The sequence below is a fragment of the Micromonospora sp. NPDC005163 genome, from assembly GCF_053599835.1.
The window spans coordinates 96,644-122,049 of the sequence record NZ_JBSFYP010000016.1 but is presented as its reverse complement, the minus strand read 5'-3'; the positions used below and the strand labels follow the sequence as shown (position 1 = coordinate 122,049).

28 protein-coding genes are annotated in these 25,406 nt (G+C 72.4%); 13 read left to right on the top strand and 15 right to left on the bottom strand.

Features of this window, described 5'->3' with window-relative positions:
- Positions 1–141: 141 nt before the first annotated feature.
- From ACWD6N_RS14095 to ACWD6N_RS14070, 6 genes are all read right to left on the bottom strand, one after another.
- Entirely contained in the window at positions 142–759 is a 618-nt protein-coding gene (locus tag ACWD6N_RS14095; protein ID WP_354967199.1) for a hypothetical protein, read from the bottom strand.
- Between the two features lie 56 nt (positions 760–815).
- Positions 816–2,246 carry a sensor histidine kinase gene (locus ACWD6N_RS14090; RefSeq protein WP_449936801.1) on the bottom strand — a complete coding sequence of 477 codons (1,431 nt, stop codon included), beginning with the start codon at positions 2,244–2,246 and terminating at the stop codon, positions 816–818.
- Between the two features lie 46 nt (positions 2,247–2,292).
- Positions 2,293–2,985: a response regulator transcription factor gene (locus ACWD6N_RS14085; RefSeq protein WP_354967198.1), complete on the bottom strand. Its 693-nt coding sequence runs from the start codon at positions 2,983–2,985 to the stop codon at positions 2,293–2,295.
- A 103-nt stretch (positions 2,986–3,088) separates the two neighbouring features.
- Positions 3,089–3,601: a hypothetical protein gene (locus tag ACWD6N_RS14080; RefSeq protein WP_354967223.1), complete on the bottom strand. Its 513-nt coding sequence runs from the start codon at positions 3,599–3,601 to the stop codon at positions 3,089–3,091.
- Between the two features lie 123 nt (positions 3,602–3,724).
- Positions 3,725–4,726, bottom strand: coding sequence for an aminoglycoside phosphotransferase family protein (locus ACWD6N_RS14075; protein WP_387325100.1), 1,002 nt, complete (start codon positions 4,724–4,726; stop codon positions 3,725–3,727).
- 67 nt (positions 4,727–4,793) lie between these two features.
- Positions 4,794–5,966, bottom strand: a complete 1,173-nt coding sequence (locus ACWD6N_RS14070) for a thiolase family protein (protein ID WP_387325097.1) — start codon at positions 5,964–5,966, stop codon at positions 4,794–4,796.
- 129 nt (positions 5,967–6,095) lie between these two features.
- Here ACWD6N_RS14070 and ACWD6N_RS14065 point away from each other — a divergent pair, with 129 nt between their 5' ends.
- Positions 6,096–6,524: a PH domain-containing protein gene (locus tag ACWD6N_RS14065; protein ID WP_450004816.1), complete on the top strand. Its 429-nt coding sequence runs from the start codon at positions 6,096–6,098 to the stop codon at positions 6,522–6,524.
- A gap of 26 nt (positions 6,525–6,550) precedes the next feature.
- Here the strand turns inward: ACWD6N_RS14065 and ACWD6N_RS14060 are convergent, their stop codons facing one another.
- The gene (locus ACWD6N_RS14060; RefSeq protein WP_387325091.1) at positions 6,551–7,465 is read right to left on the bottom strand and encodes a rhomboid family intramembrane serine protease; all 915 of its coding nucleotides are present in this window, start codon (positions 7,463–7,465) and stop codon (positions 6,551–6,553) included.
- A gap of 100 nt (positions 7,466–7,565) precedes the next feature.
- Entirely contained in the window at positions 7,566–8,096 is a 531-nt protein-coding gene (locus ACWD6N_RS14055) for a peptidylprolyl isomerase (protein ID WP_354967193.1), read from the bottom strand.
- A gap of 84 nt (positions 8,097–8,180) precedes the next feature.
- Here ACWD6N_RS14055 and ACWD6N_RS14050 point away from each other — a divergent pair, with 84 nt between their 5' ends.
- Positions 8,181–8,948, top strand: a complete 768-nt coding sequence (locus tag ACWD6N_RS14050; RefSeq protein ID WP_450004815.1) for a hypothetical protein — start codon at positions 8,181–8,183, stop codon at positions 8,946–8,948.
- A 69-nt stretch (positions 8,949–9,017) separates the two neighbouring features.
- Here the strand turns inward: ACWD6N_RS14050 and corA are convergent, their stop codons facing one another.
- The 4 genes from corA to ACWD6N_RS14030 all read right to left on the bottom strand — a co-directional run bounded on the left by corA (position 9,018) and on the right by ACWD6N_RS14030 (position 12,642).
- On the bottom strand, positions 9,018–10,166 hold the full coding sequence (corA, locus tag ACWD6N_RS14045; RefSeq protein WP_354967191.1) for a magnesium/cobalt transporter CorA: 1,149 nt from the start codon (positions 10,164–10,166) through the stop codon (positions 9,018–9,020).
- A gap of 322 nt (positions 10,167–10,488) precedes the next feature.
- Complete coding sequence (locus ACWD6N_RS14040) at positions 10,489–11,583, bottom strand: aminotransferase-like domain-containing protein (RefSeq protein WP_387325086.1); 1,095 nt, start codon at positions 11,581–11,583, stop codon at positions 10,489–10,491.
- Between the two features lie 106 nt (positions 11,584–11,689).
- A complete protein-coding gene (locus ACWD6N_RS14035) occupies positions 11,690–12,148 on the bottom strand; it encodes an ester cyclase (protein ID WP_450004814.1) in 459 nt (152 codons plus the stop codon).
- 101 nt (positions 12,149–12,249) lie between these two features.
- Positions 12,250–12,642, bottom strand: coding sequence for a CBS domain-containing protein (locus tag ACWD6N_RS14030; protein ID WP_387325080.1), 393 nt, complete (start codon positions 12,640–12,642; stop codon positions 12,250–12,252).
- Positions 12,643–12,756: 114 nt separating this feature from the next.
- Between ACWD6N_RS14030 and ACWD6N_RS14025 the strand changes: the two genes are divergently transcribed.
- The 5 genes from ACWD6N_RS14025 (at position 12,757) to ACWD6N_RS14005 (ending at position 16,533) form a co-directional block, all read left to right on the top strand.
- Entirely contained in the window at positions 12,757–13,206 is a 450-nt protein-coding gene (locus ACWD6N_RS14025) for an NUDIX hydrolase (protein ID WP_387325077.1), read from the top strand.
- Positions 13,203–13,970, top strand: a complete 768-nt coding sequence (locus ACWD6N_RS14020; RefSeq protein WP_387325074.1) for a hypothetical protein — start codon at positions 13,203–13,205, stop codon at positions 13,968–13,970. Before ACWD6N_RS14025 ends, ACWD6N_RS14020 begins: the two co-directional genes overlap by 4 nt.
- Before the next feature lie 79 nt (positions 13,971–14,049).
- The gene (locus ACWD6N_RS14015) at positions 14,050–14,781 is read left to right on the top strand and encodes a phosphocholine cytidylyltransferase family protein (RefSeq protein ID WP_354967186.1); all 732 of its coding nucleotides are present in this window, start codon (positions 14,050–14,052) and stop codon (positions 14,779–14,781) included.
- On the top strand, positions 14,769–15,836 hold the full coding sequence (locus ACWD6N_RS14010) for an iron-containing alcohol dehydrogenase family protein (RefSeq protein ID WP_354967185.1): 1,068 nt from the start codon (positions 14,769–14,771) through the stop codon (positions 15,834–15,836). Before ACWD6N_RS14015 ends, ACWD6N_RS14010 begins: the two co-directional genes overlap by 13 nt.
- Positions 15,811–16,533: a CDP-alcohol phosphatidyltransferase family protein gene (locus ACWD6N_RS14005; protein ID WP_354967184.1), complete on the top strand. Its 723-nt coding sequence runs from the start codon at positions 15,811–15,813 to the stop codon at positions 16,531–16,533. The genes ACWD6N_RS14010 and ACWD6N_RS14005 overlap by 26 nt, the downstream gene beginning before the upstream one ends.
- Before the next feature lie 106 nt (positions 16,534–16,639).
- On the opposite strand, the gene ACWD6N_RS14000 is transcribed toward ACWD6N_RS14005, so the two are convergent.
- Positions 16,640–17,908 carry a glycosyltransferase family 4 protein gene (locus tag ACWD6N_RS14000; protein WP_450004813.1) on the bottom strand — a complete coding sequence of 423 codons (1,269 nt, stop codon included), beginning with the start codon at positions 17,906–17,908 and terminating at the stop codon, positions 16,640–16,642.
- Positions 17,909–17,932: 24 nt separating this feature from the next.
- Between ACWD6N_RS14000 and ACWD6N_RS13995 the strand changes: the two genes are divergently transcribed.
- The 4 genes from ACWD6N_RS13995 to ACWD6N_RS13980 all read left to right on the top strand — a co-directional run bounded on the left by ACWD6N_RS13995 (position 17,933) and on the right by ACWD6N_RS13980 (position 22,650).
- Entirely contained in the window at positions 17,933–18,793 is an 861-nt protein-coding gene (locus tag ACWD6N_RS13995) for an Fpg/Nei family DNA glycosylase (protein WP_354967182.1), read from the top strand.
- A 262-nt stretch (positions 18,794–19,055) separates the two neighbouring features.
- The gene (locus tag ACWD6N_RS13990; RefSeq protein ID WP_354967222.1) at positions 19,056–20,627 is read left to right on the top strand and encodes a sugar transferase; all 1,572 of its coding nucleotides are present in this window, start codon (positions 19,056–19,058) and stop codon (positions 20,625–20,627) included.
- Between the two features lie 38 nt (positions 20,628–20,665).
- Complete coding sequence (locus ACWD6N_RS13985; RefSeq protein ID WP_354967181.1) at positions 20,666–21,892, top strand: sensor histidine kinase; 1,227 nt, start codon at positions 20,666–20,668, stop codon at positions 21,890–21,892.
- Positions 21,889–22,650: a LytR/AlgR family response regulator transcription factor gene (locus tag ACWD6N_RS13980; RefSeq protein WP_089018492.1), complete on the top strand. Its 762-nt coding sequence runs from the start codon at positions 21,889–21,891 to the stop codon at positions 22,648–22,650. Before ACWD6N_RS13985 ends, ACWD6N_RS13980 begins: the two co-directional genes overlap by 4 nt.
- 54 nt (positions 22,651–22,704) lie before the next feature.
- On the opposite strand, the gene ACWD6N_RS13975 is transcribed toward ACWD6N_RS13980, so the two are convergent.
- Together ACWD6N_RS13975 and ACWD6N_RS13970 are read right to left on the bottom strand one after the other, a co-directional pair.
- Entirely contained in the window at positions 22,705–23,538 is an 834-nt protein-coding gene (locus ACWD6N_RS13975) for a hypothetical protein (protein ID WP_450004812.1), read from the bottom strand.
- Between the two features lie 14 nt (positions 23,539–23,552).
- Positions 23,553–24,044, bottom strand: a complete 492-nt coding sequence (locus ACWD6N_RS13970) for a sigma-70 family RNA polymerase sigma factor (protein ID WP_450004811.1) — start codon at positions 24,042–24,044, stop codon at positions 23,553–23,555.
- 139 nt (positions 24,045–24,183) lie between these two features.
- On the opposite strand from ACWD6N_RS13970, the gene ACWD6N_RS13965 reads away from it, so the two are divergent.
- A complete protein-coding gene (locus tag ACWD6N_RS13965; RefSeq protein ID WP_354967178.1) occupies positions 24,184–24,834 on the top strand; it encodes a DUF5701 family protein in 651 nt (216 codons plus the stop codon).
- Positions 24,835–24,992: 158 nt separating this feature from the next.
- Positions 24,993–25,406, top strand: coding sequence for a DUF485 domain-containing protein (locus ACWD6N_RS13960; protein ID WP_354967177.1), 414 nt, complete (start codon positions 24,993–24,995; stop codon positions 25,404–25,406).

Sequence of the window (25,406 nt, the reverse complement as noted above, 5' to 3'; positions counted from 1 at the left end):
CCAGCGATCACAGAGCGTAGACAACTCGATGATCACTGACTCCGTGCCCGTTTCGCTACTCTGCATCCCCGCCGTCACCTACTGGCGGACGCTCTTATTAACGCCTGGCGTTAATAAGGGGCCCTTCCTTTCACTGGGCGCTTACTTGGCGCGGGGGATGAGGATGAGGCGGGCCACGCCCTTGTCGCCGTCCTTCGCGCCGGCGACGCCGAGCGTCGTACCGACCTTCACGTCGCTCGGCTGCACGGTGGCGCGCCGCTCGACGACCCGCAGGTCGTCACCGAAGGTCCACGTCATGGTGAAGCCGTCGGTGGACTTCACGGTCATCGAGTCGCCGTCGATCGCGGTCACCTCGCCGCGCTGCACGGCGACCGTCTTCGTACCGCCGTCCTTCGTCTGCACCACCGCCTCACCGTGCAGGGTGTTCCTGCGCAGCAGCACCCGGGCCTGGCGGCGCTTGCGCCACTCCTCGCCGCGCTTCTGCCGCGCCTTCTCCTGCGCGCTCGGGGAAGCGCCGGGCGTGGCCGACCCGCCGGGTGCCGGGGCGGCCGGCGCGGCGACGGTCTGCACGTCCAGGTCGTTGGCGTCGAAGCCCATGGCGGCCAGTGCCTGGCCCTCCACACCCATCGCCGCGGCGACCTCGACCGCAGCCTCCCGGGCGGGTTGGCTGGCCACCTCGGCCGCGCCGCAGCCGCTGACGCCGAGCGCGACCACCGCGAGCAGTGACGTGGTGACTGCCGCAGATCCCCAACGTGGCATGACTCTCCCTCTCGTCCGTGGAGCCCTAAGCCTGCCCGGCGACGACGAGCGGATCATCAGGCCGATGTTCGGGTCTGGTAAGGATCTCCGGGCAGCCGGACCGTGAACGCGGCGCCGCCCTCCGGCGCGTGACCCGCGACGATTTCTCCGCCCAGCCGGCGGACCAGCCCGGCGGCCAGTGCCAGCCCCAGCCCGCTGCCCACCTTGCGCACCCCCCGGTAACGCTGGTGCAGCGCACCGCGCTCGAACGCCACCGCCAGATCGTCGTCGGTGAAGCCGGGCCCGCCGTCGCGGACCTCCAGCACGCCGCCAGCGGCCGGGTCCGCGCCGGCCGCCCGGACCGCGAGCACCACCGGCGCCCCCGGGGGTACGACCCGCAGCGCGTTCTCCAGCAGCCCGTCCACCACCTGCCGGATCCGCCCCGGATCGGTGTACACCGGCACCGGCCCGCCCGGCGTCTCCACCCGGAACGGCACTCCGACCGCCATACACCGGCCGGACCAGGTCGCTTCGGCGTCGACGGCCAGCCGGGCCAGGTCCACCGGCACCGGTTCCAGCGGGAAGTCGGCGGCCTCCAGCCGGGCGAGCGCCAGCAGGTCGCCGATCAACCGGTCCAGGTGCTGGGCCTCGGCCAGCACCGTCCGGCCGGTGCTGGCCGTGCCGTCCGCGTCGATCACCCCGTCGGCCAGCGCCTCGGCGTACCCCCGGATCGCGGTCAACGGGGTCCTCAGCTCGTGCGAGACGGAGAGCAGGAACTCCCGCTGCCGGCCCTCGCTGGTGGCCAGCGCGGCGGCCAACCCGTTCAGCGCCTCGGCCAGGTCTGCGACCTCGTCCGGCGGCTCGACCGGCACCCGTATGGTGCGGTCCCCGGCGCGCAGGCGAGCGGCGGCGGTGGCCGCGGCACGAATCGGCCCGGCCAGCCAGCGGGCCAGCAGCAGCCCGGCCACCACGCCGGCGGCGAGCCCGGCCAGCAGTGGCAACCAGAGGCTAAGCAGCACCTGCCGCCACAGCCCGGTCCCCGAGGCGCGGGAGAGGACCACCCCGTTGCCGCCGGGCAGCGCCCGGCCCTCGACCAGTGCGCGCCTGCCGTTGACCGGGCGACGGACCGACACGTTGCGACCCTGCTCGATCCGCTGCACCACCCGAGGCGGCAGGCCCGGCCGGTCGACCGCCCCCCGCCGGATCAGGTACGCGTCGATGTCCTGGGCGCGCAGTTGCTGGATGAGCCGCTCTTCGTCGGCGGTACGACCCCGGTCCAGCCGGGTCCGCAGCACCTCGGCGGCGAGTCGGGCCTGCGCGGCGAGCGCCTCCTGATCGCGTCGCTCCGCGCCCTGGATCGCCAGCGGGACGGCGACGATCGCGGTGACCAGCACCGACACCAGCGCCACGGCACAGGTGACCAGCACCGCCCGGGCGGTCAGCGTCCGACCGAATCGGCTGCGCCGGGACGCGGCCGGGGGTTGGGCGCCGACCACCGGCAGCGCCATCGTCGGCGACTCCGGTCGCGCCGCGCGCTGCTGCCAACCGGGACGGTCAGGCATCGGCCGCGTACCCCACGCCGCGGTGGGTCCGGATCACGCTGGCCGGGCCAAGCTTCGCCCGCACCTGTGCGACGTGCACGTCGACGGTGCGGGTGCCGGCGTGTGCGGCGTAGCCCCACACGCCGGCCAACAACTCCTCCCGGGTGAAGACCCGCCCGGGCCGGGCCATCAGGTGGGCCAGCAGGTCGAACTCGGTGGAGGTGAGCTGCACCGGCGCGCCGGCGGCGGTGACCGTCCGCCGGGCGGGGTCGAGCGTCACCGGACCGACGACACGGGCCCGGTCCGCACCCTCCGGGCCGCCGGCGGAGCGGCGTAGCACCGCGCGCACCCGGGCCACCAGCTCACGGGGGCTGAACGGCTTGGTGACGTAGTCGTCGGCGCCCAACTCCAGGCCGACGATCCGGTCCACCTCGTCGTCCCGGGCGGTGAGGAAGATGACCGGGGTCCAGTCGCCGCCCTCGCGCAGCCGGCGGCAGATCTCCGTGCCGGGCAGCCCGGGCAGGGCGATGTCCAGGACGCAGGCCACCGGGCGCAGCCGGCGGGCGGCGGTCAGGCCGGCCTCGCCGTCCCGTTCCAGATGGACCCCGAACCCGTCGCGGGTGAGATAGAGCCGGACCAGGTCGGCGATGGCCGGCTCGTCCTCGACCACGAGGACGAGCCCGCGGTGCGGCGGTTCGACGGTCACCGGCCCATGATTGCCGACCCGGTGCGCTCGGTGCGATCAGCGCGTGTTCGAGTTCGGTAAAGGCGGGGCGAAAAGCCGCCGCGAGCGGTGGAGCGGTGGGGCGTCAGCGCGCCACGACGGGTCGCAGCACGCTGGGCCTCGCAGCGACCGGCACCTCGCCGATGGTGGCGACGATCCGCTCCCGGGGGGTACGCAGACGAGTCCGGAAGGCGTGGTTGAGCAGCGCGTCGAGCTGCCACACCCGCTTCGGATGCGTGGTGTGGATCAGGAACCGCTCGCGGATCCCATCGATGGCGGTGGCGGCCAGCTCGACCGAGTGCAGCCGCGGGTCGGGGCTCCAGGTGACGTTGCTCAGCTCGCGCAGCTCGGTGTTGAGATGCAGGCGCAACCGGTGCAGCAGCCGGGTCTGCTGGGTCACCACCAGCCGACGGTGGGTGAGCAGCAGCAGGTAGTCGCCGGTGACCGGACGGTCCGGACGGCTGCAGCGGGTGACCAGGATGGTGGCGTCACCGGAGCCGACACAGCGCCGGAAGACCGGCATGTGCCGGTTCAGGGTCTGCGCGGCCAGGCCAGCCTCGGCGGCGGCCGGAAGGAACGTTCGGGAGAAGACGTCCATGACCTGCCCAACGACCTCCTCAGCGGAGGTGACGTGGGTCACGCCGATTTTTTGGAAGTTCCACGCGGCGCGTCGCACCGCCTGTCCGACTTCCCACCCGTACGGATCGTGGTCAGAAGTGGGTCAGAGCGGGCTGGGCTCGAACAGCTCGCCGAGCCAGCCGGGGACCGCGTCGGCGTACTCGGCCCGGGCCGGATCGGCCGTGTCCAGAGCGCGCCGCCAGGAGAGCGACCGGCTGACCGCGCCCAGGTTCATCGCCAGGTCCGCGGCCTCAACCAGGGTCCGACGGTCGTACCGGTCGGTCCACGCCTCCAGGTAACCGTCGCGCAGCCGGGCCAGCCGGGCGTCGTCGGCAGCCAGGTCGGTGGCGTACCGGATGGAGCGAAGGGTCACCAGCAGCGTGCCGAACGGGTGCGCCACCGAGGCGTCGCCCCAGTCGAAGTAGCGGTACCCGGTCGGGCCGGCGAACACATTGCCGTCGTGCAGGTCGTCGTGCTGCACAGTGGCCGGGATGCCGAAGTCGGCGAGCCGGCGGCACCGCTCGGCGTACGCCGGCAACTCGGCCTGCAGCCGCTCGTACGTCTCCGGGCTGAGCCCGCCCTCGTCGCCGATCCGCAGCGACTCGCGATCGTCGAGCAGTTGGGCGAGCAGCCCGGCGAGCACCTCGGGACGGTGGTCCGGCACGCCGAGGGCGATCAGTTCCTCGGCCCGTGACGCGGTGGCCAGTTGAAGCGCGGCGTAACCGGGCAGCGCCCGCTCCCAGTGCGCCAGGTCCGCGTCGCGGCCCAGCACGTCCCGCAGCGACTCTCCGCCGTCGGGCAGCAGCGACCAGCCCCGAGCCGGGTCCACCGCGATTGGTGCGAGCACCCGCTCGGGCGCCAGCCCGGCCAGCGCCGCGATCAGGACGGCCTCGTGCACGGTGCCCGGGTTGTTGGCCTTGAACCAGACCGGCCCACCGTCGGTGGGCACCCGCCACACCAGCGACCACGGCCGCACCCGCGGCTCCACGGGCCCGGTCACCCGCCGGCCGGCCCGGCTCAGCTGCGCATCCACCCAGGAACGGGCCCGCACCTGCCACTGCTCTCCGGACCAGTCGGGGGCGCGCTCACCGGCGATCGTCGTCACAGTGCGCACCCTAGGCGGCCGAGCCGGGCCGGGGCGAGGCCTTTTCCCGTAACGAGCCGGGTGGAGGTCAGAGAAGCTCGACGATGGTGGCGTTGGCCATGCCGCCACCCTCGCACATGGTCTGCAGGCCGTAGCGGATCCCGTTGTCCCGCATGTGCTGGAGCATCGTGGTCATGATCCGGGCACCGGAGCCGCCGAGCGGATGACCGAGGGCGATCGCCCCGCCGCGCGGGTTGAGCCGCTCCGGGTCCGCCTCGGTCTCCGCCAGCCAGGCCAGCGGCACCGGGGCGAACGCCTCGTTCACCTCGTACACACCGATCTCCTCGATGCCCAACCCCGCGCGGCGCAGCGCCTTCGCGGTGGCCGGGATGGGCGCGGTGAGCATGGTGACCGGGTCGTCGGCGGCGACCACGGCGGTGTGGATCCGGGCCAGCGGACGCAGCCCGTGCCGGCTGGCCCACTCGCCGGTGGTGACCGCGAGGGCCGCCGCGCCGTCGGAGATCTGGGACGCGGACCCGGCGGTCACCACCCCGTCGGTGCGGAACGGGGTGGCCAGCTCACCGAGCTTCTCCAGCGAGGTGTCCCGGCGGATGCCCTCGTCGGCGGCGAACTTGCCGCCGTCGGTGAGCGGCACCGACGCGAGCTCCGGGTCGAACGCGCCGGCGTCCTGCGCGGCGGCCGCCTTCTCGTGGCTGGCCAGCGCGAACTCGTCGAGCTGGGTACGCGAGAAGCGCCACCGCCGGGCGATCAGCTCGGCCCCGACCCCCTGGTTGAACGGCAGCGCCGCGTCGTCGGCGAAGCCCTCGACGCCCCGGTAGCGGTCCCGCAGTTGGTCGCTGAACGGCATGCCGCCGGCCACACTGGAGCCCATCGGCACCCGGGTCATCGACTCCACCCCGCCGGCGACCACCAGATCGGCCTGGCCGGAGAGGACCGTCGCGGCGGCGAAGTGCAGCGCCTGCTGGCTGGAGCCGCACTGCCGGTCCAGCGTGGTGCCGGGCACGGACTCGGGCCACCCGGCGGCGAGCACGCCGTTGCGGGCGATGTTCCAGGACTGCTCACCGACCTGGGACACGCAGCCCCAGAAGACGTCGTCGACCAGTGCGGCGTCGAGCCCGGTGCGCTCGGCGAGGGCGCGCAGCACGTGTGCTGAAAGGTCGACCGGGTGGACGCCGGCGAGGCTGCCCTTGCGCCGCCCGACCGGAGTGCGTACCGCGCCGACGATGACCGCGTCACTCATGTTTACTCCCGGGTAACTTGGGCTGTCCCGATCCTACGTCGTCCACGGACCGGTCGTCCGCCCCCGGTCTGGCCCGGCCGCGAACGGGTGCCGGCGCGGTCCCCCGGCGAACGCTGGCATGCTGGCCGGATGGATGCCGAAGCTTTCCCGGACCGGCAGTGGCGGGTACCGGCGGGCGTGCCGCTGGCGAAGCTGGCCGGCGCGGTCGTCCTGGTGGCGCTCGGCCTGCTCCTCGCCGAAGGCGACCCGGTGCAGCTGGCGCTGATCGGGCTGGTCGTCGCCGGCCTGCTCGGCTGGGCGCTGCGCGACCTGCTGGCGCCGGTCCGACTCGCGGTCGACCCGGCCGGCGTGGTCGTCGCCCATGGTTACGCCGGCCGCCGGCTGCTGCCCTGGGCCACGGTCGAGCGGATCACCGTGGACCGTCGACCCCGGCTCGGCCTGACCACCGAACTGCTGGAGATCGACGCCGGGGAGTCGCTGCACCTGTTCGGCCGGTACGACCTGGGGGCCGCCCCGGACGAGGTGGCCGAGGCGCTGTGGGCCGCCCGCCCGGCGTGATCGCCGCCGGACAGTGAGCCGGTCGGTCAGCCGGCGAGCAACTGCGCGGTGCGGAACAGGACCAGCCCGAGCAGTATCAGCAGGATGATCGCGCCACCGGCGACCTGGACCAGCGTGCGCCGACCGCGCGGCGCGTACGCGAGCACCAGGGCCATCGCCCCGCCGACCACCAGGCCACCCAGGTGCCCCGGGATGGAGATGCCCGGCACGGTCAGCGTGAACACCAGGTTGATCACCAGGATCGGGATCACCTGGGAGATGTCCCGGCCCAACTTGCGTTCGATGATGATGAGCGCGGCGAAGAGGCCGAAGACGGCGGTCGACGCGCCGGCGGTGGCCGAGTTCTGGGCGCTGAACAGGTAGGCCGAGACGTTGCCGCCGAGACCCGCGATCAGATAGAGCGCGCCGAAGCGCAGCGGCCCGAGGTTGGCCTCCAGCGACCGGCCGAGCACCCACAGTGCCCACATGTTGAGCAGCAGGTGGATCACGCCGTAGTGCAGGAACATCGCGGTGACCAGCCGGTACCACTCGCCGTCGGCGATCCCACCGAGCGTGCCGTCGGGGAAGACCGCCAGCCCGAGCACCGAACCCCAGTTGGTCAGCGGCGTGCTGCCGCCCATCAGGCCGCCGAAGCCGGAGCCGCCCACCGCCGCGTCCCCACCACGGTCGGAGGCGATGGAGAGCAGCATGAGCAGCACGTTCAGCGCGATCAGCGCCTTGGTGACGTAGCCGTGCCGGCCGGCGGTACCACCACCGAAGGCGGTACGCGCCGGCCGGACACTGCGGCGTCCCTCGTTGACGCACTCCGGGCACTGGTGCCCGACGGACGCCTCCCGCATGCAGTCCGGGCAGATCGGCCGGTCGCAGCGGGTGCACCGGACGTAGGTCTCCCGGCCGGGGTGCCGGTAGCAGACCGGGGTGGTCGGCGGAGACTCGCTCACCGGGCCGACCCTCCGTCCGCCACCGCGCGGTCCACCGACGCCAGCCGGTGCGGTGCTCCGGAGCGCTCAATCATGCGAGCAAAGGTACCTCGCCTGTCGATCAGGCAGCGGACCGCTCGATCTCGACCCGCTCGATGACGACGTCCTGCAGCGGACGGTCGCTCGGGCCGGTCGGGGTGCTCGCGATCGAGTCGACGATCTTCACCGACTGCTCGTCGGCCACCTGGCCGAAGATGGTGTGCCGGTTGTTGAGGTGCGGCGTCGGGGACACGGTGATGAAGAACTGCGAACCGTTGGTGCCCGGTCCGGCGTTCGCCATCGCCAGCAGGTAAGGCCGATCGAAGCGCAGCTCCGGGTGGAACTCGTCGGCGAACTTGTAGCCCGGCCCGCCCCGACCGGTGCCGGTCGGGTCGCCCATCTGGACCATGAAGCCGCTGATCACCCGGTGCGAGATGGTGCCGTCGTAGTACGGCCCGCTGCCCGGCTGACCGGTGCGCGGGTCGGTGTACTCCCGGTTGCCCTCGGCCAGGTCGATGAAGTTGCGAACCGTCTTCGGCGCGTGGTTGGGGAAGAGCTCCAGCCGGATCGGGCCAGCGTTGGTGTGCAAGGTGGCGTAGACAGCCTCGGCCACGGGTACTCCTCACTCGTTGGTCAGTTCCATGCGGATCCTCCCATGTGCCCGATCTGGCATCGCGGAGGCATCCGAAGGTGGAGGATGACGAAGGAACAACTCCCAGGAGGTGGGACCGTGTTTGGAATCGGGCGGCGTAAGTCCGAGGGGCAGCTGGCCAGGGCCGAGCTGAACCAGAGCATCAGCCACCTGATGCAGGCAGCCAGCCACGCCGCCAAGGGCGCGGGCGCGACGGTCGGTCCACGGGTGCAGATGGCCCGCGGCTACGTCGAGCCGGCCGCGGCGAAAGTGCGCGACAGCGCCTCGACCGGCTGGGGGACGACACTCACCACGCTGGCACCGCTGGCCGCGGCCGCCCGTGACGGCGCCGCGCAGGCGGGGCCGCTCACCAGGAAGGCCAGGTCGAGCAACATGCGGATCACCGGCAAGAAGAAGCAGCCGCGCCGTCGCGGATCGAAGATGACCGGGCTGCTCGCAGCGGGCGCCATCGTCGGGTTGGCTGGCGCGGTCGCGCTGCGCCGCCGCCGCGAGCAGCAGGAGTGGGCCGAGTACGACCCAACCCGCAACCTGGAGCCGATGCGCGACGAGGTGGATTCGATCGAGGTACGGACCCCGTCCACCACCAAGGGGACCGACGGGTCCAGCATGGCCGGGATGACCGCCGCCGGTAGTTCGGCGGTGGCCGGTGGCGACAGTGCCAGCACCACCGGTGTCGCCAAGCCGGCCGGCGTCCGCCCGACCGACAAGGTCCCCTCGGTCGCCGAGGGCGCCAAGGACACCTCCGGGCGCCCGGCCGACGACCTCACCAAGGCGCTGGGCAAGGACACCACCCGCACCAACGGCCGCCGCTGACCCAGCGGCAGCGCATCGAGCGCCGGCGACGCGGGTTCCCCGCGCCCGCCGGCGCTTTCGCGCGCGGCGTCAGAGCCAGCCGTTGCGGCGGAACCATCGGTAGAGGGCCAGGGAGACGCCGAGCATCAGGGCGAGTACGACGGGATAGCCGTACGTCATGTTCAGCTCGGGCATGTTGTCGAAGTTCATCCCCTCGACGCCCGCGATGGAGGTCCAGACCGCGGCGATGGCCGCCCACGCGGCGATCTTGCGCATGTCGTTGTTCTGGTCGACGGTGACCTGGGCCAGCCGCGCCTGGAGGATCGAGTTCAGCAGGTCGTCGTAGGAGTTCACCTGCTCGACGGTGCGGCTGAGATGGTCCTGCACGTCCCGGAAGTAGCGCCGAATCTCCTTCGGAACCTCCCGGTTGACCTGCGAGGTCAACGTCATCAACGGCCGCTGCAGCGGCACCACGGCCCGCTTGAACTCCACCAGCTCCCGCTTCATCTGGTAGATCCGCTGAATCCGCCCATGGCCGTTGCGGTCGAAGACCTCGGCCTCCAGCACGTCGAGGTCGTCCTCGATCTGCTCGGCGACCTCCAGGTAGAGGTCGACCACCCGGTCGGTGATCGCGTACGCGACCGACCACGGGCCCTGGAGCAGCAGGTCCTGCTTGGTCTCCAGGTCGGCACGGACCGGGGAGAGCCGGCAGGCGTCGCCGTGCCGGACGCTGATCAGGAAGTTCGGGCCGATGAAGAGCATCACCTGGCCGGTCTCGACGACCTCGGAGTTCTCGTTCAGCTCGGCATGCTCGCAGTACCGGGCGGTGCGCAGCACCAGGAAGCTGACGTCGCCGAACCGCTCCAACTTCGGACGCTGCTGGGCCTTCACCGCGTCCTCGACGGCCAGCTCGTGCAGCCCGTAGGTGTCCGCGATGGCGGTCATCTCGGCCAGTTCGGGCTCATGCAGCCCGAGCCAGACGAAGCCGTGCTCCTCGCGGCGGGCCGCGGCCAGCGCATCGGCGTACGTCCAGTCGCCGGGTTGCCGCTTGCCGTCGACGTAGAGCGCGCAGTCGACGACGCCGCTGCGCCCGGTGCCGGCCGGGGTCGGCACGGGCGGCGAGCCGTCGGCGTTGAGGATCCGGGTCATCGCCCGGACCGGTGACGGCCACGCCCGGGGTCGCAGCACCCGAGCGGCGTGCGACGGTGTGGTCCCGTCCTGACCTGCCCGATCCGTCATCGCGCCACCTCCCCGCGCTCGGCTGCGGCTTGAGGCTACGCCGATCCCGGCGGAGGGCACGTGTGACGGCGGTCGCGTGGGGCGACGCCGGGCGGGCCGTGCCGCATCGGGGGGTGTGGGGACGACACGGCCCACCCGGCGCCTGTGGGGGCGGGGGTTGTGCTGCACGCGTCACCGGGGCGGGGGTTGGCCCGGGAAAACCGGACGGCGATCTCCACTGCACCTGACGGGTGACGCTCGCAGCATCGTGAGCCGCCGGCCGCCCCGGCGGGAGTCCCGCGACGACCGGCATCGTCGTTCTGTCAGGAAATTGACAGAAAGCTCAGCCGCGGACGGCCTCGACGGCCGCCGCGAGCCGGCGGACACCCTCGTCGATCCGGTCGGCGGTGACCGCCGAGAAGGCCAGCCGCAGGGCGTGCTGCCCGCCGTCCAGCATGAAGTCGCTGCCCTTGACCACGGCGACCCCACGCTCGGCCGCCGCGGAGGCGAGCCGGTCGACCAGCACGTCGTCCGGGAACTCCACCCAGAGGAAGTAGCCGCCGTCCGGCTCCACGAACCGGGCCTGCGGCAGGTGCCGGCGCAGCGACTCGGCGAGCACCCCGGCCCGCTCGCCCAGCGCCGCCCGGACGGTCTCGATCGAGCGGTCGATGTCGCCGGAGACGCAGAACTGGTGCACGATCGCCTGGGACACCATGCCGGGCGAGATGTAGAGGCTGGTCGCGTTCTTGGCGATGTCGGCGATCAGATCCGCCGAGCCGACCAGGTATCCGACCCGCACGCCCGGGCAGACCGTCTTGGTGAAGCTCGACGCGTGCACCACCACGTTGCGGGTGTCCAGCGAGAGCATCGACGGCAGTGCCTCGCCGCGGAACCGGACGTCCGCGTACGGGTCGTCCTCGAAGATCGTGAACTCGTACTCCGCGGCCAGGTCGAGCAGCTCCCGGCGCTTCTCCAGGGAGAGCGTCATGCCGGCCGGGTTCTGGTAGTTCGGGATGACGTGCGCCAGCCGGGGCCGGACCCCGGACTCCAGCAACTTGCGCAGCTCGGCGGTGTCCAGGCCGTCCGGCTGGACCGAGACACCGTGCAGCTCGCTGCCCATCCGCTGGAGGTTGAGCAGCGTCCGGTCGTACGTCGGCCGTTCCACCACCACCGCGTCGCCGGGGCGGACCAGGTGGTCGAAGAGGAACGCGTCGGCCTGCAGCGACCCGTTGGTGACCAGCACCTGATTGGCTTCGACCCCGTGCTTCTCGGCGATCCACTTTCGCAGCGGACCGTAGCCGACGGAGGTGCCGTAGGCCGTGACCCCGGCTGGGTCGGCGTCGAAGGCGCGGATGGCGGCGGCCTTGAGCCCCTCGACATCGACGATGTCCAGCGAGGGAGCCCCACGGGCGAAGGAGATCAGCTGCTCGGCGGTCATGGATGTTGAGCGTACGGGCGGCGGCGGGGGACGCGCCGACGGCACGGCGATGTCCGCATCCTGAGCCACCGGGTCGGGTGACCCGGCTCCACCGGTCGGCGTCAGATCAGACCGGAAGGCCGAGCGAGTCGTGCTGCGCTCCCCGGGAAAGTCCCTCCAGCTGCACGCCGAGCGCGTCGAGGAGCTGGCTCCAGTCGAAGTAGGACCGCCAGGCGACGATCCGTCCCCGGCGGGCCCGAACCACGTCGGCCACGTCCCAGCTCACCGTGCGGCCGGTGGGCGCGACGGTGCCGAACGGCGAGTGCAGCGTGCCGGCGTGGGTGCCGCTCAGGCGCAGCTCCACGGCCGCGCCCCCGGCCGTGCGCACCGCGCCCAGCGGGTCGACCCGCAGGTCCGGGAAGGCGCCGGTCCAGGTCCGCAGCAGCGCGGGCAACTCGATCGGGCGGACCGTGACGCCCGGCATGGAGTAGAACGCCTCCGCGGCGTAGAGGTTCGGCAGCCGGGCCACGTCCCGACGCAGGAGCATGGCGTACTGCTGCTCGACCAGGCGCTCCGCGTCGCGCATCGGACCCTCCCCCACGGGCCACGGCGTCTCCGCTCCCGCAAGGTATCCCTACCCGTCGATCCGGCCGGCACACCTGCCCGCCCGAACCCCGGTGCGCCCGGTCAGATCGCGGCGACCACCTGGCTCTCCGCCCAGACCCGCATGATGTCCCGGACGGAGATCACCCCCGCCACCTCACGGCCGTCCAGCACCACCAGGTGCCGGAACCCGCCCCGGGCCATCGCGGCGGCCGCCTCGGCCACCGTCCAGTCCGGGCCGGCGTAGACCACGTCCCAGGTCAGGTGAGCGCCGGTGCGTTCCACGTCGCAGTCCAGGCCGGCGCCGATGGCCTTCAACACGTCGCGTTCGGTCATGATCCCGATCCCCTCGGAGTCCGGGTCGATCACGACCGCCGACCCGACACCACGGGCCGACATCATCCGGGCCGCCTGGCGGAGCGTGTGCTCCGGACCGACGACGAGGACCTGGCTGGACATCGCTTCCCGTACCTGCATCACGCATCACCCCTTTGGGACGGTGGCATCCGGTACCGACATGGTGGTCCGTGAATGACTCCTGGACAAGACCGGGCATCGCCGTTTCGCCGGCACGCTCGCTACTGTCGGACGGTGTCCACCGAGCCCCTGCGCTGCGCCGGCGCGCTGATCGTCGACCACGACGGCCGGATCTTCTTTCAGCGCCGCTCGCCGCACCGGCGCCTCTTTCCCAACTGCTGGGACATCGTCGGCGGCCACCTGGAGCCGGGCGAGGACGTCGACGAGGCGCTCCGGCGGGAGGTCACCGAGGAGACCGGCTGGACCCTCTCGCACGTCCTCGGTCAGGTGGGTGAGTACCACTACGTCGGCGACGACGGTCTCGCCCGGATCGAGCACGACTTCCTGGTCCGGGTGGACGGCGACCTGGGCCACCCGAAGCTGGAGGCCGGCAAGCACACCGAGTACCGGTGGCTGGCCGAGCACGAGGTGACCGTTCTGGACGAGCACCGCCACGTCAACGACGGGCTGATCCGGCGGATCGCGGAGGAGGGCTTCGCCGTCCTGCGGTCGATCGGTCTGTGAACACCGTCGAGCTGGCGCCGCACCGGTTCGCCGGTCTGCTCGCCCCGGCCGTGGACCGGGCCTTCGTCGCCGGCATGCTGGCCGGTCGGAACGGTGGTGGCGCCGAGCTGAGCCAGCGGTACGGCGGGCCGGCCGCGACCGGCTTCCTGGTGGAGCTGCGCACCCGGCTGGCCGCACCCAGCGGCACGGTGGACGGGCCGGGGTTCGCCGCGATCACCCGGTACCGCGACCCGGTCGTCTGCCACCGGAGCGTGGACAAGCACGTGGCGCACGGCATGATCCACCGCCGCCCGGACGGCGGGCTCTCCGCCACCGACCGCGGTGCCGCGTTCCTCACCGAGCTGTACCAGGTGCACGCCGAGGTCACCGAGGAGCTGTGGGCCGGGCAGGACGAGCGGGTGCCGCGGCTGGTCGCGGCGCTCGGCCGGCTGCTGGCGTACGCCCTGGTGCTGGCCGACGAGGAGGGGGACCGGGACGCGTCGGCGTTCGCCGCGATGGCGCCCCCGTACGAGCCGGACGGCACCCCGCCGGGCGTGCTGCTGCTCAACCGGCTCGGCACGATGCGCTACCACCGGGCCGACGCGCACGCCGCCGCCTGGACCGCCGCCGGGCACACCGCGTCGAGCATCGCCGCCCTGCCGGCCGGCCCGGAGCGGCTCGCCATCGAGCTGGAGACCGACCGGCGGGCGGCCGGCCCGTACGCCGTGCTCAGCGCGGAGGAGCGGTTGACCATGCTCGCCGACCTGGCGGCGCTGCCCGGCTGACCTGGTTGACCGGAGCGGCTCGTCCACGCGGGGCTATCCTCCACCGGTGACGGGGAGCAGGACGAGGGAGGATGTCGGGATGATCGGGATGGTGCTCGCGGCCGGGGCAGGGCGCCGGCTGCGCCCGTACACCGACACGCTGCCCAAGGCGTTGGTGCCGGTGGACGGGGAGACCACGATCCTGGACATCGCGCTGGGCAACCTGGCCGAAGTCGGGCTCACCGACATCGTGATCGTGGTCGGCTACGCGGCGGACGCGGTCCGCGAGCGGCAGGCCGACCTGGAGAAGCGGTACGGGGTCACGCTCACCCTGGTGCAGAACGACAAGGCCGAGGAGTGGAACAACGCCTACTCGCTCTGGCTGGCCCGGGAGTACTTCGCGCGCGGGGTACTGCTGGTCAACGGGGACACCGTGCACCCGGTGAGCGTGGAGAAGACCCTGCTCGCGGAGCGTGGGCCAGGCATCCTGCTCGCCGTGGACACGCTCAAGCCGCTGGCCGAGGAGGAGATGAAGACCATCTTCGACGCCGCCGGCCAGCTCACCCGGATCACCAAGGTGATGGACCCGGGCGAGGCGTACGGGGAGTACATCGGCGCCACGCTGATCGAGCCGCAGGTCGCCGACGCCCTCGCCGACGCGCTGGAGGCCACCTGGCGGCGCGACCCGAACCTGTACTACGAGGACGGCTACCAGGAGTTCGCCGACCGGGGTGGCGAGGTGCGGGCGGCGCCGATCGGCGACGTGCCCTGGGTCGAGGTCGACAACCACGCCGACCTGGCCCGCGCGCGGGAGATCGCGTGCCGCTACTAGCCCGAAGCGTGCTGACCCCGCTCCACATCGACGTGCGGCGGGGCGCGGTGGCCGACCTCGGCGCGATCCTGGCGGACGGGCGAATCTCCGCCGGCGGCGACGTCGCGGTGGTGGTCGGTCCGGGCCAGGGTGCCCAGATCGCCGAGCTGATCCGACCGTCACTGCGGTCGGCCGACGTGTTCACCGTCGCCGGGGCGACTCTGGACGCCGCCGACGACCTGGGCGGCAAGCTGCGCGCCCGCTCGTACGACGCGGTGGTCGGCATCGGCGGCGGCAAGACCATAGACGTGGCGAAGTACGCGGCCACCCGGCGGGGCCTGCCGATGGTCTCGGTGGCCACCAGCCTGGCCAACGATGGCATCGCCTCCCCGGTGGCGAGCCTGATCACCGATGGGATCAAGGGTTCCTACGGGGTGCACATCCCGATCGCGGTGATCGTTGACCTGGACTTCGTGGAAAGCGGTCCTGACCGGCACAACCGAGCCGGCATCGGTGACGTCATCAGTAACATCAGCGCGTTGGCGGACTGGGAGCTCGCCCGCCAGGTACGCGGCGAGCCCGTCGACGGACTGGCCGCGTCACTGGCCCGGGCGGGCGCCGAAGCGGTGCTGAACCATCCGGGCGACATGACCGACGACGCGTTCGTCACCGTGCTGGCCGAGGCGTTGATCTCCAGCGGCCTCGCCATGGCGGTCTGCGGCACCAGTCGCCCGTCCAGCGGCGGCTGCCACGAGATCATGCACGCGGTGGACGCGCTCTTCCCCGGCACCGCCTCGCACGGCGAGCTGGCCGGGCTGGGCGCGCTCTTCTGCACCTGGCTGCGTGGGGATCTCCGCCGCTTCGGGGAGATGTCGGCCTGTCTGTCCCGGCACGCGCTGCCCCGGCTTCCCGCCGAGGTGGGGCTGACCGACGACCAGTTCGTCGAGGCGGTGCAGTTCGCACCGCGCACCCGACCGGACCGGTACACGATCCTCGAGCACCTGGCGTTGTCGCCTACCGAGACGCGGGAGCGGCTGACAGACTACGCCGGTGCAATCCGCGACCAGCTTGGCTGACCCCCGTCCCACCATCGCCGACTTCCACCGGGTGAACCGGGGCGGTGGTCTGTTCAGCGAGTCGATCAGCCAGTGGCTGGGCGCCGCCTTCGCGCTGGTCGCCCAGCGGCTGGGGCTGCGGCCGACCACGCTGACCATCACCAACCTGGTGCTCGGGTTGGCGACCTCGGTCACCGTGGTGGCGCTCGCCGGCCCGGTCGCGGCCGGTGACGTGCCGGCCTGGGTGGTCGGCGTGCTCGCCCTGGTGGGCTGGCAGGTGGCGTACTCCCTGGACTGTGCGGACGGGCAACTGGCCCGGGTGACCGGCCAGGGCAGCGCGGCCGGTGCCCGGGTCGACGTGCTGTGCGACGTGGCCGCGCAGATCGCCCTGGTGGCGGCGCTGGCCGCCACGGCGGTGGCGCAGGAGCCGTCGACCCCGACCTGGCTGGTGGCGACCTTCGCCGGCACCTGGATGGTCAACCTGGTCACCTCGGTGATGCAGGCCGGCCCGAACGCAGCCAGCATGGTCACCTCGACCTCGCTGCCGGTCCGCCTGGTGAAGCTGGTCCGTGACTACGGCGCGGTGATCTTCGTGGCCGCCCTGGTGCTGGCCGTGGCCCCCGCGCTGGTCCTCTGGGTGATCGTCGCGTTCACCATCGTCAACGGCGGCTTCCTGCTGGCGAGCATCGCCTTCTCCGCCCGCGCCTCCATGCGCTGACCCCCACCGGGTCCGCCGGTGCGCCGGCCGCCGGAAGGGGGGACGGCCACCCTGGGAAGCAGCGGGCGGTGGGCGTGGCGGGCGGTGGGCGGAAGCACGGCCGAGGTCAGCGGCGGTGCGCGGTACGGGCCATGCCGGCATAGATGTTGATGAGCTGCTTGGTGACCACGTCGGGGTGGAAGGTCCGCTCGTAGCGGGCGCGGGCGGCCGGGGCCAGCCCGGCGGCACCGGCCCGGGCCACCGGTAGCGCGGCGGCCAGCCCGGCCGGCTCCGGGGCGACCACCCAGCCGGCCTCACCCTGACCGATTCCGGCCGGCATCGGCGACCCGCCGCCCCCGGCGACGGCGGAGGCGACCTCGGCCGGCCCGGTGCCGGCGGGCTCGTGCGGGGCGTCCGCCCCAACCAGGTACGGGATGCCACCCAACGCGGTGCCGAGCACCGGCCGGCCACTGGCCATCGCCTCGATGATCACGGTCGGCAGCACGTCGTGCCACATGGCGGCGGCGATCACCACCGCGCTCGCCTCGACCGCCGCCCGCACTCCGGCCCGGTCGAGCTGACCGAGGTAGACCACGTCGGGTCGCTCGGCGGCGGCGGCCTCCACCAGCGGGCGCAACTCGCCGTCCCCGGCCACGCGCAGCGGGCCCAGTGCGCCCACCGGATGCCGGCGCCAGGCGTCCAGCAACAGGTCGACGCCCTTCTCGGGGCTCAGCCGGGCCATGAAGAGAAAACCGTCACCGAGCGGCGCGGGCCGGCCCGGATCTGGCACGGCGTTCGGCTTCACCACGATCCGTTCGTCCGGAATGCCGTAGTCGCTCAGGTGGTCGGCGATCGCCGTGGTCAGCGCGATGTACCGGTCCACCGACCGCCAGGTTCCCCGGTGCACGGCCAGGGTGGTCGCCATCAGCGCACTCTGCGCCGCCGAGTCGCGGTAGCAGCGATGCTTGATCGCCGGCACCCCCAATGCCCGGCCCTTGCAGTCCTGACAGATCACGCCGTCGCGGAAGTAGATCCCCGAGGAGCAGACCTGTCGGTAGTTGTGCACCGTCTGCACCACCGGCACGCCGTGCCGGTGCGCGGTCCGCACCACCCAGGGCGAGAGCAGCGGGTACGGGTTGTGCAGGTGCAGCGCGTCCGGCCGATGCTCGGTGAGCAGCCGGCTCAGGTCGTGCTGGGCCCGGGGCGCCCAGATCGGCGAGATCGGCAGCAGCGCCTTCGCCACCTTCGACATCGACGGGATCTCGTCCGAGCTGCGAATGAACGGCAGCACCTCCACGCCGGCGGCGGCGAGCTGAGCGATCTCCGAGTCGACGATCGTGTTCTCGCCGGAGGGCTGGGCTTCCCGGTACCGGTTGTGTGCCACCACGATTCTCACGGGAAAGAAGGCTACCGTTGGCTGGTGCCCGAACTACCGGAGGTTGAGGCGCTCGCGGGTTACCTGCGACAGCGCGCGGTGGGGCGGCGTGTCGACCGGCTCGAGGTCGCCGCGATCAGCGCCCTGAAAACGTACGACCCGGCACCGACCGCGGTCGCCGGGCGGGCGGTGGTCGACGCCCGCCGGCACGGCAAGTTCCTCGACGTGCTCGTCGAGGGCGACCTGCACCTGGTGGTCCACCTGGCCCGGGCGGGTTGGCTGCACTACCGGGAGGCGTTCCCGGCCACCACCCCGCTGCGCCCCGGCAAGGGCCCGATCGCGCTGCGGGTCCGCCTCGACGACGGTTCCGGGTTCGACCTCACCGAGGCCGGCACGCAGAAGAAGCTGGCCGCGTACCTGGTCACGGACCCGTCGGCGGTGCCCGGCGTGGCCAAGCTGGGCCCGGACGCGCTCGCCGCGGACCTGCCCACCTTTGCCGAGCGGCTGCGCAGCCGGCGCGGGCAGGTCAAGGGGGTGCTGACCGATCAGGCGGTGCTGTCCGGGGTGGGCAACGCGTACTCCGACGAGATCCTGCACGCGGCGAAGCTGTCCCCGTTCGCGATCACCGACCGGCTCACCGACGACCAGCTCGCCACTCTGCACGCGGCTACCCGGCAGGTGCTCGGCGACGCGGTCCAGCGGTCCCTCGGGCAGCGTGCCGCGGAGCTGAAGGGCGAGAAGCGCTCCGGGTTGAAGGTGCACGCCCGCACCGGCCTTCCCTGCCCGGTCTGCGGTGACACCGTGCGGGAGGTGTCGTTCGCTGACTCGAGCCTTCAGTACTGCCCGACGTGCCAGACCGGCGGCAAGCCGCTCGCTGACCGACGGTTGTCCCGCCTCGTACGGTGAGTAATCCCACTCGGCGATTACGGAGCGGAATCGACCCGACTGGGCCGAAGCGCCGGTCCACGGTTCCCGCCACACGCGCATCCATCGGTATAGTGGCCCGGTCCCCGGCTTCTGAAATGGTGCGGAGCCGGCCAGATCCCGCCGGCACCATCGGTCGCCAATCCTTTCCGGGGCCGCGACCGGTCGGATCCCGCGTGGGAGACTGGGACGGGGCGACCCGGGCCCTCACGGCGAGTGAGCGGCACGTGTCATGCGGGAGGACATGGGTGAGGTGACGGCAAGCCTCCAGCGCCCGGTAACCAACGAAGGCCGGAGCAGACTCGTGCGGCACGTCGACAGCTTCGAAATCCAGCCGCCGACCCCGCCGTCGCACAACGGCGTCCCCCGGTCGGCATGGGCCAGGGCGCGACGCCGTGTCTCCCGCTGGCACCGCCCCTACACGGCGATCCTCCTCGTGCTCGATTTCGGGGCGGCGGCCTTCGCCAGCTGGATCGCGATCCAGCTCTTCGATCAGGCGGCCTCCGGTTTCTCCGGCACCAAGCAGGACCCGACCTGGTTCCACACCATCTCCTATCTCCTGCTCCCACTCGGTTGGGTGATCATCCTCTGGGGCAACCGGGCCTACGACCGGCGTTACCTGGGGCTCGGGCCGGACGAGTTCAAGCGCGTGATCCGGGGCGCGGTGACGGTCGCCGCGAGCGTCTCGTTCCTCGCCTTCGCCACTGTGACCCAGCTCTCCCGGTACACGGTGGGCACCGCGCTGGTGGGCGCCACCGTGCTGATCCTCTGGGGCCGTTTCGTGGCCCGCTGGGCGCTGCACTACATCCGCCGCCGGGCCGGCCAGGCCGCGCACCGGATGGTGCTGGTCGGCACCCTGCCGGAGTGCCTGGAGGTCTACGCGGCGGTCACCCGCAGCCCGAACGCCGGGCTGGTGCCGGTCGCCATCCACATCACCGACGGCTACGCCGCGGCCCGGGGGATGCCGACCCCGGTGCCGGTGCACGCCGGCCGGGACGTGCTGGCCCTGGTCCGGGAGGTCGGCGGGGACACCATCGCGATCTGCGGGTCGGCCAGCGCCGAGCCGGGTGAGCTGCGCCGGCTGGCCTGGCAGTTGGAGGGCTCCGGCGTCGATCTGGTGGTCGCGCCCCAGCTGACCGACATCGCCGGTCCCCGGGTGCACATCCGGCCGATCGAGGGTCTGCCGCTGCTGCACGTCGAGGAGCCGACCCTCTCCGGGCCGGCGCTGCTGGCCAAGAACCTGATGGATCGGGTCGCCGCCGGCCTCGGTCTGCTGCTGCTGGCTCCGCTCTTCCTCTCCATCGCCGTGGCGATCCGGATCTCCGACCCCGGGCCGGTCTACTTCCGCCAGCCGCGGGTGGGGCACGAGGGACGCACGTTCCGGGTGTGGAAGTTCCGGACCATGTACGTCGACGCCGAGGACCGGCTGGCGAGCCTGGTCGACCGGAACGAGACCGACGGCATGCTGTTCAAGATGAAGGAGGACCCGCGGGTCTTCCCCGTGGGCCGCTTCCTGCGGGCCACCTCGCTGGACGAGCTGCCGCAGCTGATCAACGTGCTCTGGGGTGAGATGTCGCTGGTCGGGCCCCGCCCGTTGCCGGCCGACGATGGCGACTTCCTGGGCGACGTGCGCCGCCGGCTGCTGGTCCGCCCCGGCATGACCGGCCTGTGGCAGGTCTCCGGCCGCTCGGACCTGTCCTGGGACGAGTCCGTCCGGCTCGACCTCTACTACGTCGACAACTGGTCGTTGGCGTACGACCTGAGCATCCTGTGGCGCACCGTGGGGGTCGTGCTCGCCCGCAAGGGCGCGTACTAGGGGTTGGCTCGCCGGCCCGGAGGGGCCAGGATCGCTGCGTGGGTGGCAACCTCTCCGCCGTCGTCGGCGTCGTCTCACTGGTCACCGCGCTGACCGCGGCCCTGTTGGCGGTGCTGCGCCTGCGTGCCCGCCGGGGCATCGCCACCGCCACCCAGCGGGCCACCTACGAGGTGCTGCACACCGCCGGGCTGGCCGCCGAACCGCTGCGGGCGGGGCTGAGCGCGGCGGGCGCGGCGAAGGCCGTACGCCATCTGCGGGCTCTGGTGGGGGCGGTCGGGCTGGCGCTCACCGACGCCGACGTGGTGCTCGCCCTCGATGGACGCGGCGCGCACCACGGCGAGCAACTGCTCGCGGCGGCCCGCCGGGCGATGGAGACCGGGCGCTCGACGGTGCTCGGTGAATCCGAGCTGCGCTGTGACCGGGTGGACTGCCCGATCCGGGGAGCGGTGGTCGCACCCCTGCAGGGCGCGGACGGCCGGGTGGTCGGCGCGCTGGTGGCGATCGCCGACAGCCCGCCGGCGCCCGGGCTGGTGCAGGCCACCCTGGAGACCGCGCACTGGGCCGGCAACCAGCTCGCCCTGGCTGAGCTGGACTCGTCGCGGGAGCGGCTCGCGCGGGCCGAGATCCGGGCGCTGCGGGCGCAGATCAGCCCGCACTTCATCTACAACGCGCTGACCGCGATCGGCTCGTTCGTGCGCACCGACCCGGAGCGGGCCCGCGAGCTGATCCTGGAGTTCGCGGAGTTCACCCGGTACTCGTTCCGGGCGCACGGGGAGTTCACCACGCTGGCCGAGGAGCTGCGGTCGATCGACCGCTACCTGACCATCGAGCGGGCCCGGTTCGGCGACCGGTTGCAGGTGCGGTTGCAGATCGCCCCGGAGGTGCTGCCGGTGACGCTGCCGTTTCTCTGCCTGCAGCCGCTCGTGGAGAACGCGGTCCGGCACGGGTTGTCCCGCAAGCCGGGCACAGGCATGGTGAGCATCGAGGCCCGGGACGCGGGTGCCGAATGCCACATCACCGTGGAGGACGACGGGGTGGGAATGGATCCGACCACGCTGACCGCCGGCATCGCCGAGCTGGCCCGCAGCACCGGCGACCCGGGCGACGAGACGGGCCAGCACGTCGGCCTCTCCAACGTCGACGAGCGCCTGCGGTCCGTCTTCGGGGACCGGTTCGGCCTGGTCGTCGAGACCGGACTCGGCTCGGGCACCAGGGTGAGCATGCGGGTGCCGAAGTTCCATCCCGGCGTGCGGGCCGGGTCGTGAGCGCATCCGGTTTCCTCCGGGTGCTGGCGGTGGACGACGAGCCGCCCGCGCTCGACGAGCTGGCGTACCACCTGCGGGCCGACCCCCGGGTGGCCCGTCTGCACACGGCGGGGGACGCCACCGAGGCGCTGCGGCTGCTCCGCGACGGTGACGTGGACGTGGTCTTCCTGGACATCCGGATGCCCGGCCTGGACGGCATGGAGCTGGCCCGGGTGCTGCGCCGGTTCGCCCGGCCACCGGCGATCGTCTTCGTCACCGCGTACGACGACGGCGCGGTGGACGCCTTCGACCTGGGGGCCACCGACTACGTACGCAAACCGGTGCGCGCCGAGCGGCTGGCCGAGTCGCTGCGCCGGGTGATCGGTTCGCGGGTGGTGCCGTCGCATCCGGCGGCGCTGGCCCGGGCCGAGGAGGATCCGACCATCCCGATCGAGTTGGCCGGCACCACCCGGATGCTGCCCCGCTCGGCGGTGCGCTGGGTGGAGGCCCAGGGGGACTACGCCCGGTTGCACACGGCGGAGGGGTCACACCTGGTGCGGGTCTCGCTGGCCACGCTCGCCGAGCGGTGGGCCGACGCCGGTTTCGTCCGGGTGCACCGGTCGTACCTGGTCCAGCTGAAGTTGATCGCGGAGCTGCGGCTGGTCAACTCCGGCTACGTGGTGGTGATCGACGGGACGGAACTGCCGGTGAGTCGGCGGCACACCCGGGAGCTGAAGGACAAGCTGGTGCGGGCGGCGAAGCAGGACTGGAACCGGTGACCCCGGCTCCCAGCCCCGCTCACCCTCGTCGGATCCTCTCCGCCTCGGCGATCGTCAGGCCTTGACCTGGTCGGCGATCGCCAGTGCGATGGCCTTCAGCTGCTCCATGGACAGCGGAGCCTGCGCCTGCGCGGGAACGGCCGACTCGTCGACCCCGACCATGTTCAGCACGTCCGCCTGGAGCGCCCGGTTGCCGGGCAACTGGATCGCGACGAGGTACTGCACGCTCTTCTGCCGCTTACCGGTCAGCGTCTCGATCTTCATCTGGGCGCCGCTCGGGGTCGTGCCCGCCTCGCACATCCTGCGGTAACGGCTGTCCTCGTGGATGCCCGGCGGCAGCTGGCACGGCCAGTGAAACCCGGCCGGTCCGTCGGACGCGTCCGGATACACGTCCGGTGTGACCGACACGCCCAGGGAACCCTTGCGCCCCTGGTAGGAGATGCCGGACGAGGTACCGACGAAGTCCGGGGTGCCCCGGTGGGTGAACTCTGGCGGCTGCCCGTCCGGCTTGCGAGGCTCGCCGACGTAGTCCGGCATCCAGGTCCACTTCGCGCCGGGCGCCACCGTCCGCAGCGCCCGGTCCAGCTCCTGGCTGAGGCGCCTGGCGGTGGCGTCGGCCGTCTCGTCGGTGTCGAAGACCAGGCGGAACCGGGTGTCCGCAGCGGGCGAGGAGGCAGCGGCCCGCGGCGTGGTCGGTGCCGCACCGGGCTCCTGATGGCGTACGGCGGCGCTGACGCCGCCGGCCACCGCCAGAGCCAGCACGGCGGCCAACGAGCCGCCGAGCCGCCGGGCGGCCCTGGCCCGCCGCTCCCGCCGGACGATGCCCCTGACATCGACCTTGGCCAGCGGGGGGTTGCCGATCAACTCGTCGAACAGTTGGTGACTCATCTGGTGCCTCCCGCTCAGTACTGACGGTTGACGGCGGTGCGCAGGTTCGCCAGCCCGCGTGCGGACTGGCTCTTGACGGTGCCGGCGGAGATGCCGAGCATCCTGGCGGTCTCCTCGACCGAGTAGTCGAGGTAGAAGGGCAGGACGAGCACCGTCCGTTGCTTCGGGGCGAGCGAGCGCAGCAACGCGGCGAGCCCGTCGCGATCGGTCACCGTCTCCGGCACGGCGCCGGCCACGTCCGGCACCTCCGCCCACGACTGCTCCCGGTTGCTCCAGGGCCGGCGCCGCTCGTCGAGCCAGGAGCGGGTCAGGACCCGCTGCGCGTACGCGTCGCGGTTCTCCGCCCGACGCACCGTGCGCCAGCTCCGGTAGAGCTTCGCCACCGTGACCGAGACGACGTCGTCGGCGGCGTGCCAGTCCTGACAGAGCAGGAACGCGCTCCGTCGCCAGCGGTCCATCCGGTCCGCGACGAAGTCGTGGAAGTCGTCCTCCTCGGCCCGCCTCACCGCGGTCTTCCCTCTTTGCTGACCATCACGGTCGTACGACGGAGTCGTCGCCCACGAGGGTTGCATCACGCAGCGGGAATAACCCATCCTTGTCGTACGTCGTACGGTATCCCGAGCGAACGACGAATGGAGCCCGCCCGTGTTCGACGCCGCCACCGAATTCGACCGCCAGCTCGACCGCCTGGTGGAGCTGGGATACCCGGCGCTCGCCGACCTGACCGAGGACGCCTTCCGTGCCGTGGTCGCCCCACTCCGCGCGGCGGCGATCGCGGGCGCGGCCGGGCTGCCCGCACCGACCGAGGGCCGGGTGCCGTTCCTGCTGGTCATCACCCGCGACCTGGCAACGGTCGAGCAGCGGCTGGCACTCACCACGCTGGCCGGCAAGCGCAAGCCCGGCTTCCTCGACCGGCACTACGGCGAGGACGACCTGCCGAAGTTCGATCCGATCAAGGAACTGGAGGTGCCGCCGGGTCCCGCGTACCTGCTTTTCGATGTGGACCGCGGTGAGGAGACGCTGAACCTGGCCCCCGCGTCTGCGATGGAGGTGATCATCGGCCAGGACCGACTGCCGCTCACCATCGACGAGGGGCTCGCCTTCGTCACCCTGTACCCAGCGGCGCTGGCGAAGAACAAGTGCTTCTCGCTGGTCGGCTCGCGCTGCGGCGACAAGCGGGTGCCAGCGATCTGGATCAGCCAGGGCGCGCCAAAACTGGGCTGGTGCTGGCACGGCAACCCGCACACCTGGCTCGGCTCCGCCTCCGCCCGCCCGGAACGCGTCGGGCTGGAGTGAGGACGACGCCGGTGGGCTGCCAGGCGGGGCCCGCACGGCGATGCCCACCGGGTTATCCACAGGGGTGACCCGTTCTCCACAGGTTATTCACAATGCCACCCACTGCGCTGGTGAACGAGACTGCTTGACATTCCGGCAGGGCGGGTGAGACTGCCGGGGTGGCCGAGCGACTCCCAGACGTGGGGCCCGGCGGTACGGCACCGCCGCCCCGCCGGACCCGGATCGTGCTGGCCGACATCACCCGGCAGGACACCCGCGCCGAGCGGACCCGCGCCGAACTGGCGCAGCAGACGCAGGTCGGCGAGGCGCTGGTCCGCGGCCTGGTCCGGGCCCAGCTCGCGCTGGCGCTGCGGCTCTCGCTCGTGGTGGCCATCGGGCTCGGCGGGCTGCCCTGGCTGTTCGCCATCGCACCGTCGCTCGGCCGGACGACGGTCGCCGGCGTCAACCTGCCCTGGCTGCTGCTGGGGGTGGCGTCCTTCCCGTTCCTGATCGCGGTGGGCTGGGCGTACGTGCGGCTGGCCGAGCGCAACGAGCAGGACTTCACCGACCTGGTGCAGCGGCCGGAGCGCTGA

Bases quoted from the DNA above. Each gene is read 5' to 3' on its own strand.
- ACWD6N_RS14095 (WP_354967199.1), bottom strand. From the start codon at position 759: ATGCCACGTTGGGGATCTGCGGCAGTCACCACGTCACTGCTCGCGGTG.
- ACWD6N_RS14090 (WP_449936801.1), bottom strand. From the start codon at position 2,246: ATGGCGCTGCCGGTGGTCGGCGCCCAACCCCCGGCCGCGTCCCGGCGC.
- ACWD6N_RS14080 (WP_354967223.1), bottom strand. From the start codon at position 3,601: ATGGACGTCTTCTCCCGAACGTTCCTTCCGGCCGCCGCCGAGGCTGGC.
- ACWD6N_RS14070 (WP_387325097.1), bottom strand. From the start codon at position 5,966: ATGAGTGACGCGGTCATCGTCGGCGCGGTACGCACTCCGGTCGGGCGG.
- ACWD6N_RS14065 (WP_450004816.1), top strand. From the start codon at position 6,096: ATGGATGCCGAAGCTTTCCCGGACCGGCAGTGGCGGGTACCGGCGGGC.
- ACWD6N_RS14050 (WP_450004815.1), top strand. From the start codon at position 8,181: ATGACGAAGGAACAACTCCCAGGAGGTGGGACCGTGTTTGGAATCGGG.
- corA (WP_354967191.1), bottom strand. From the start codon at position 10,166: ATGACGGATCGGGCAGGTCAGGACGGGACCACACCGTCGCACGCCGCT.
- ACWD6N_RS14040 (WP_387325086.1), bottom strand. From the start codon at position 11,583: ATGACCGCCGAGCAGCTGATCTCCTTCGCCCGTGGGGCTCCCTCGCTG.
- ACWD6N_RS14035 (WP_450004814.1), bottom strand. From the start codon at position 12,148: ATGCGCGACGCGGAGCGCCTGGTCGAGCAGCAGTACGCCATGCTCCTG.
- ACWD6N_RS14030 (WP_387325080.1), bottom strand. From the start codon at position 12,642: ATGCAGGTACGGGAAGCGATGTCCAGCCAGGTCCTCGTCGTCGGTCCG.
- ACWD6N_RS14015 (WP_354967186.1), top strand. From the start codon at position 14,050: ATGATCGGGATGGTGCTCGCGGCCGGGGCAGGGCGCCGGCTGCGCCCG.
- ACWD6N_RS13990 (WP_354967222.1), top strand. From the start codon at position 19,056: ATGGGTGAGGTGACGGCAAGCCTCCAGCGCCCGGTAACCAACGAAGGC.
- ACWD6N_RS13975 (WP_450004812.1), bottom strand. From the start codon at position 23,538: ATGAGTCACCAACTGTTCGACGAGTTGATCGGCAACCCCCCGCTGGCC.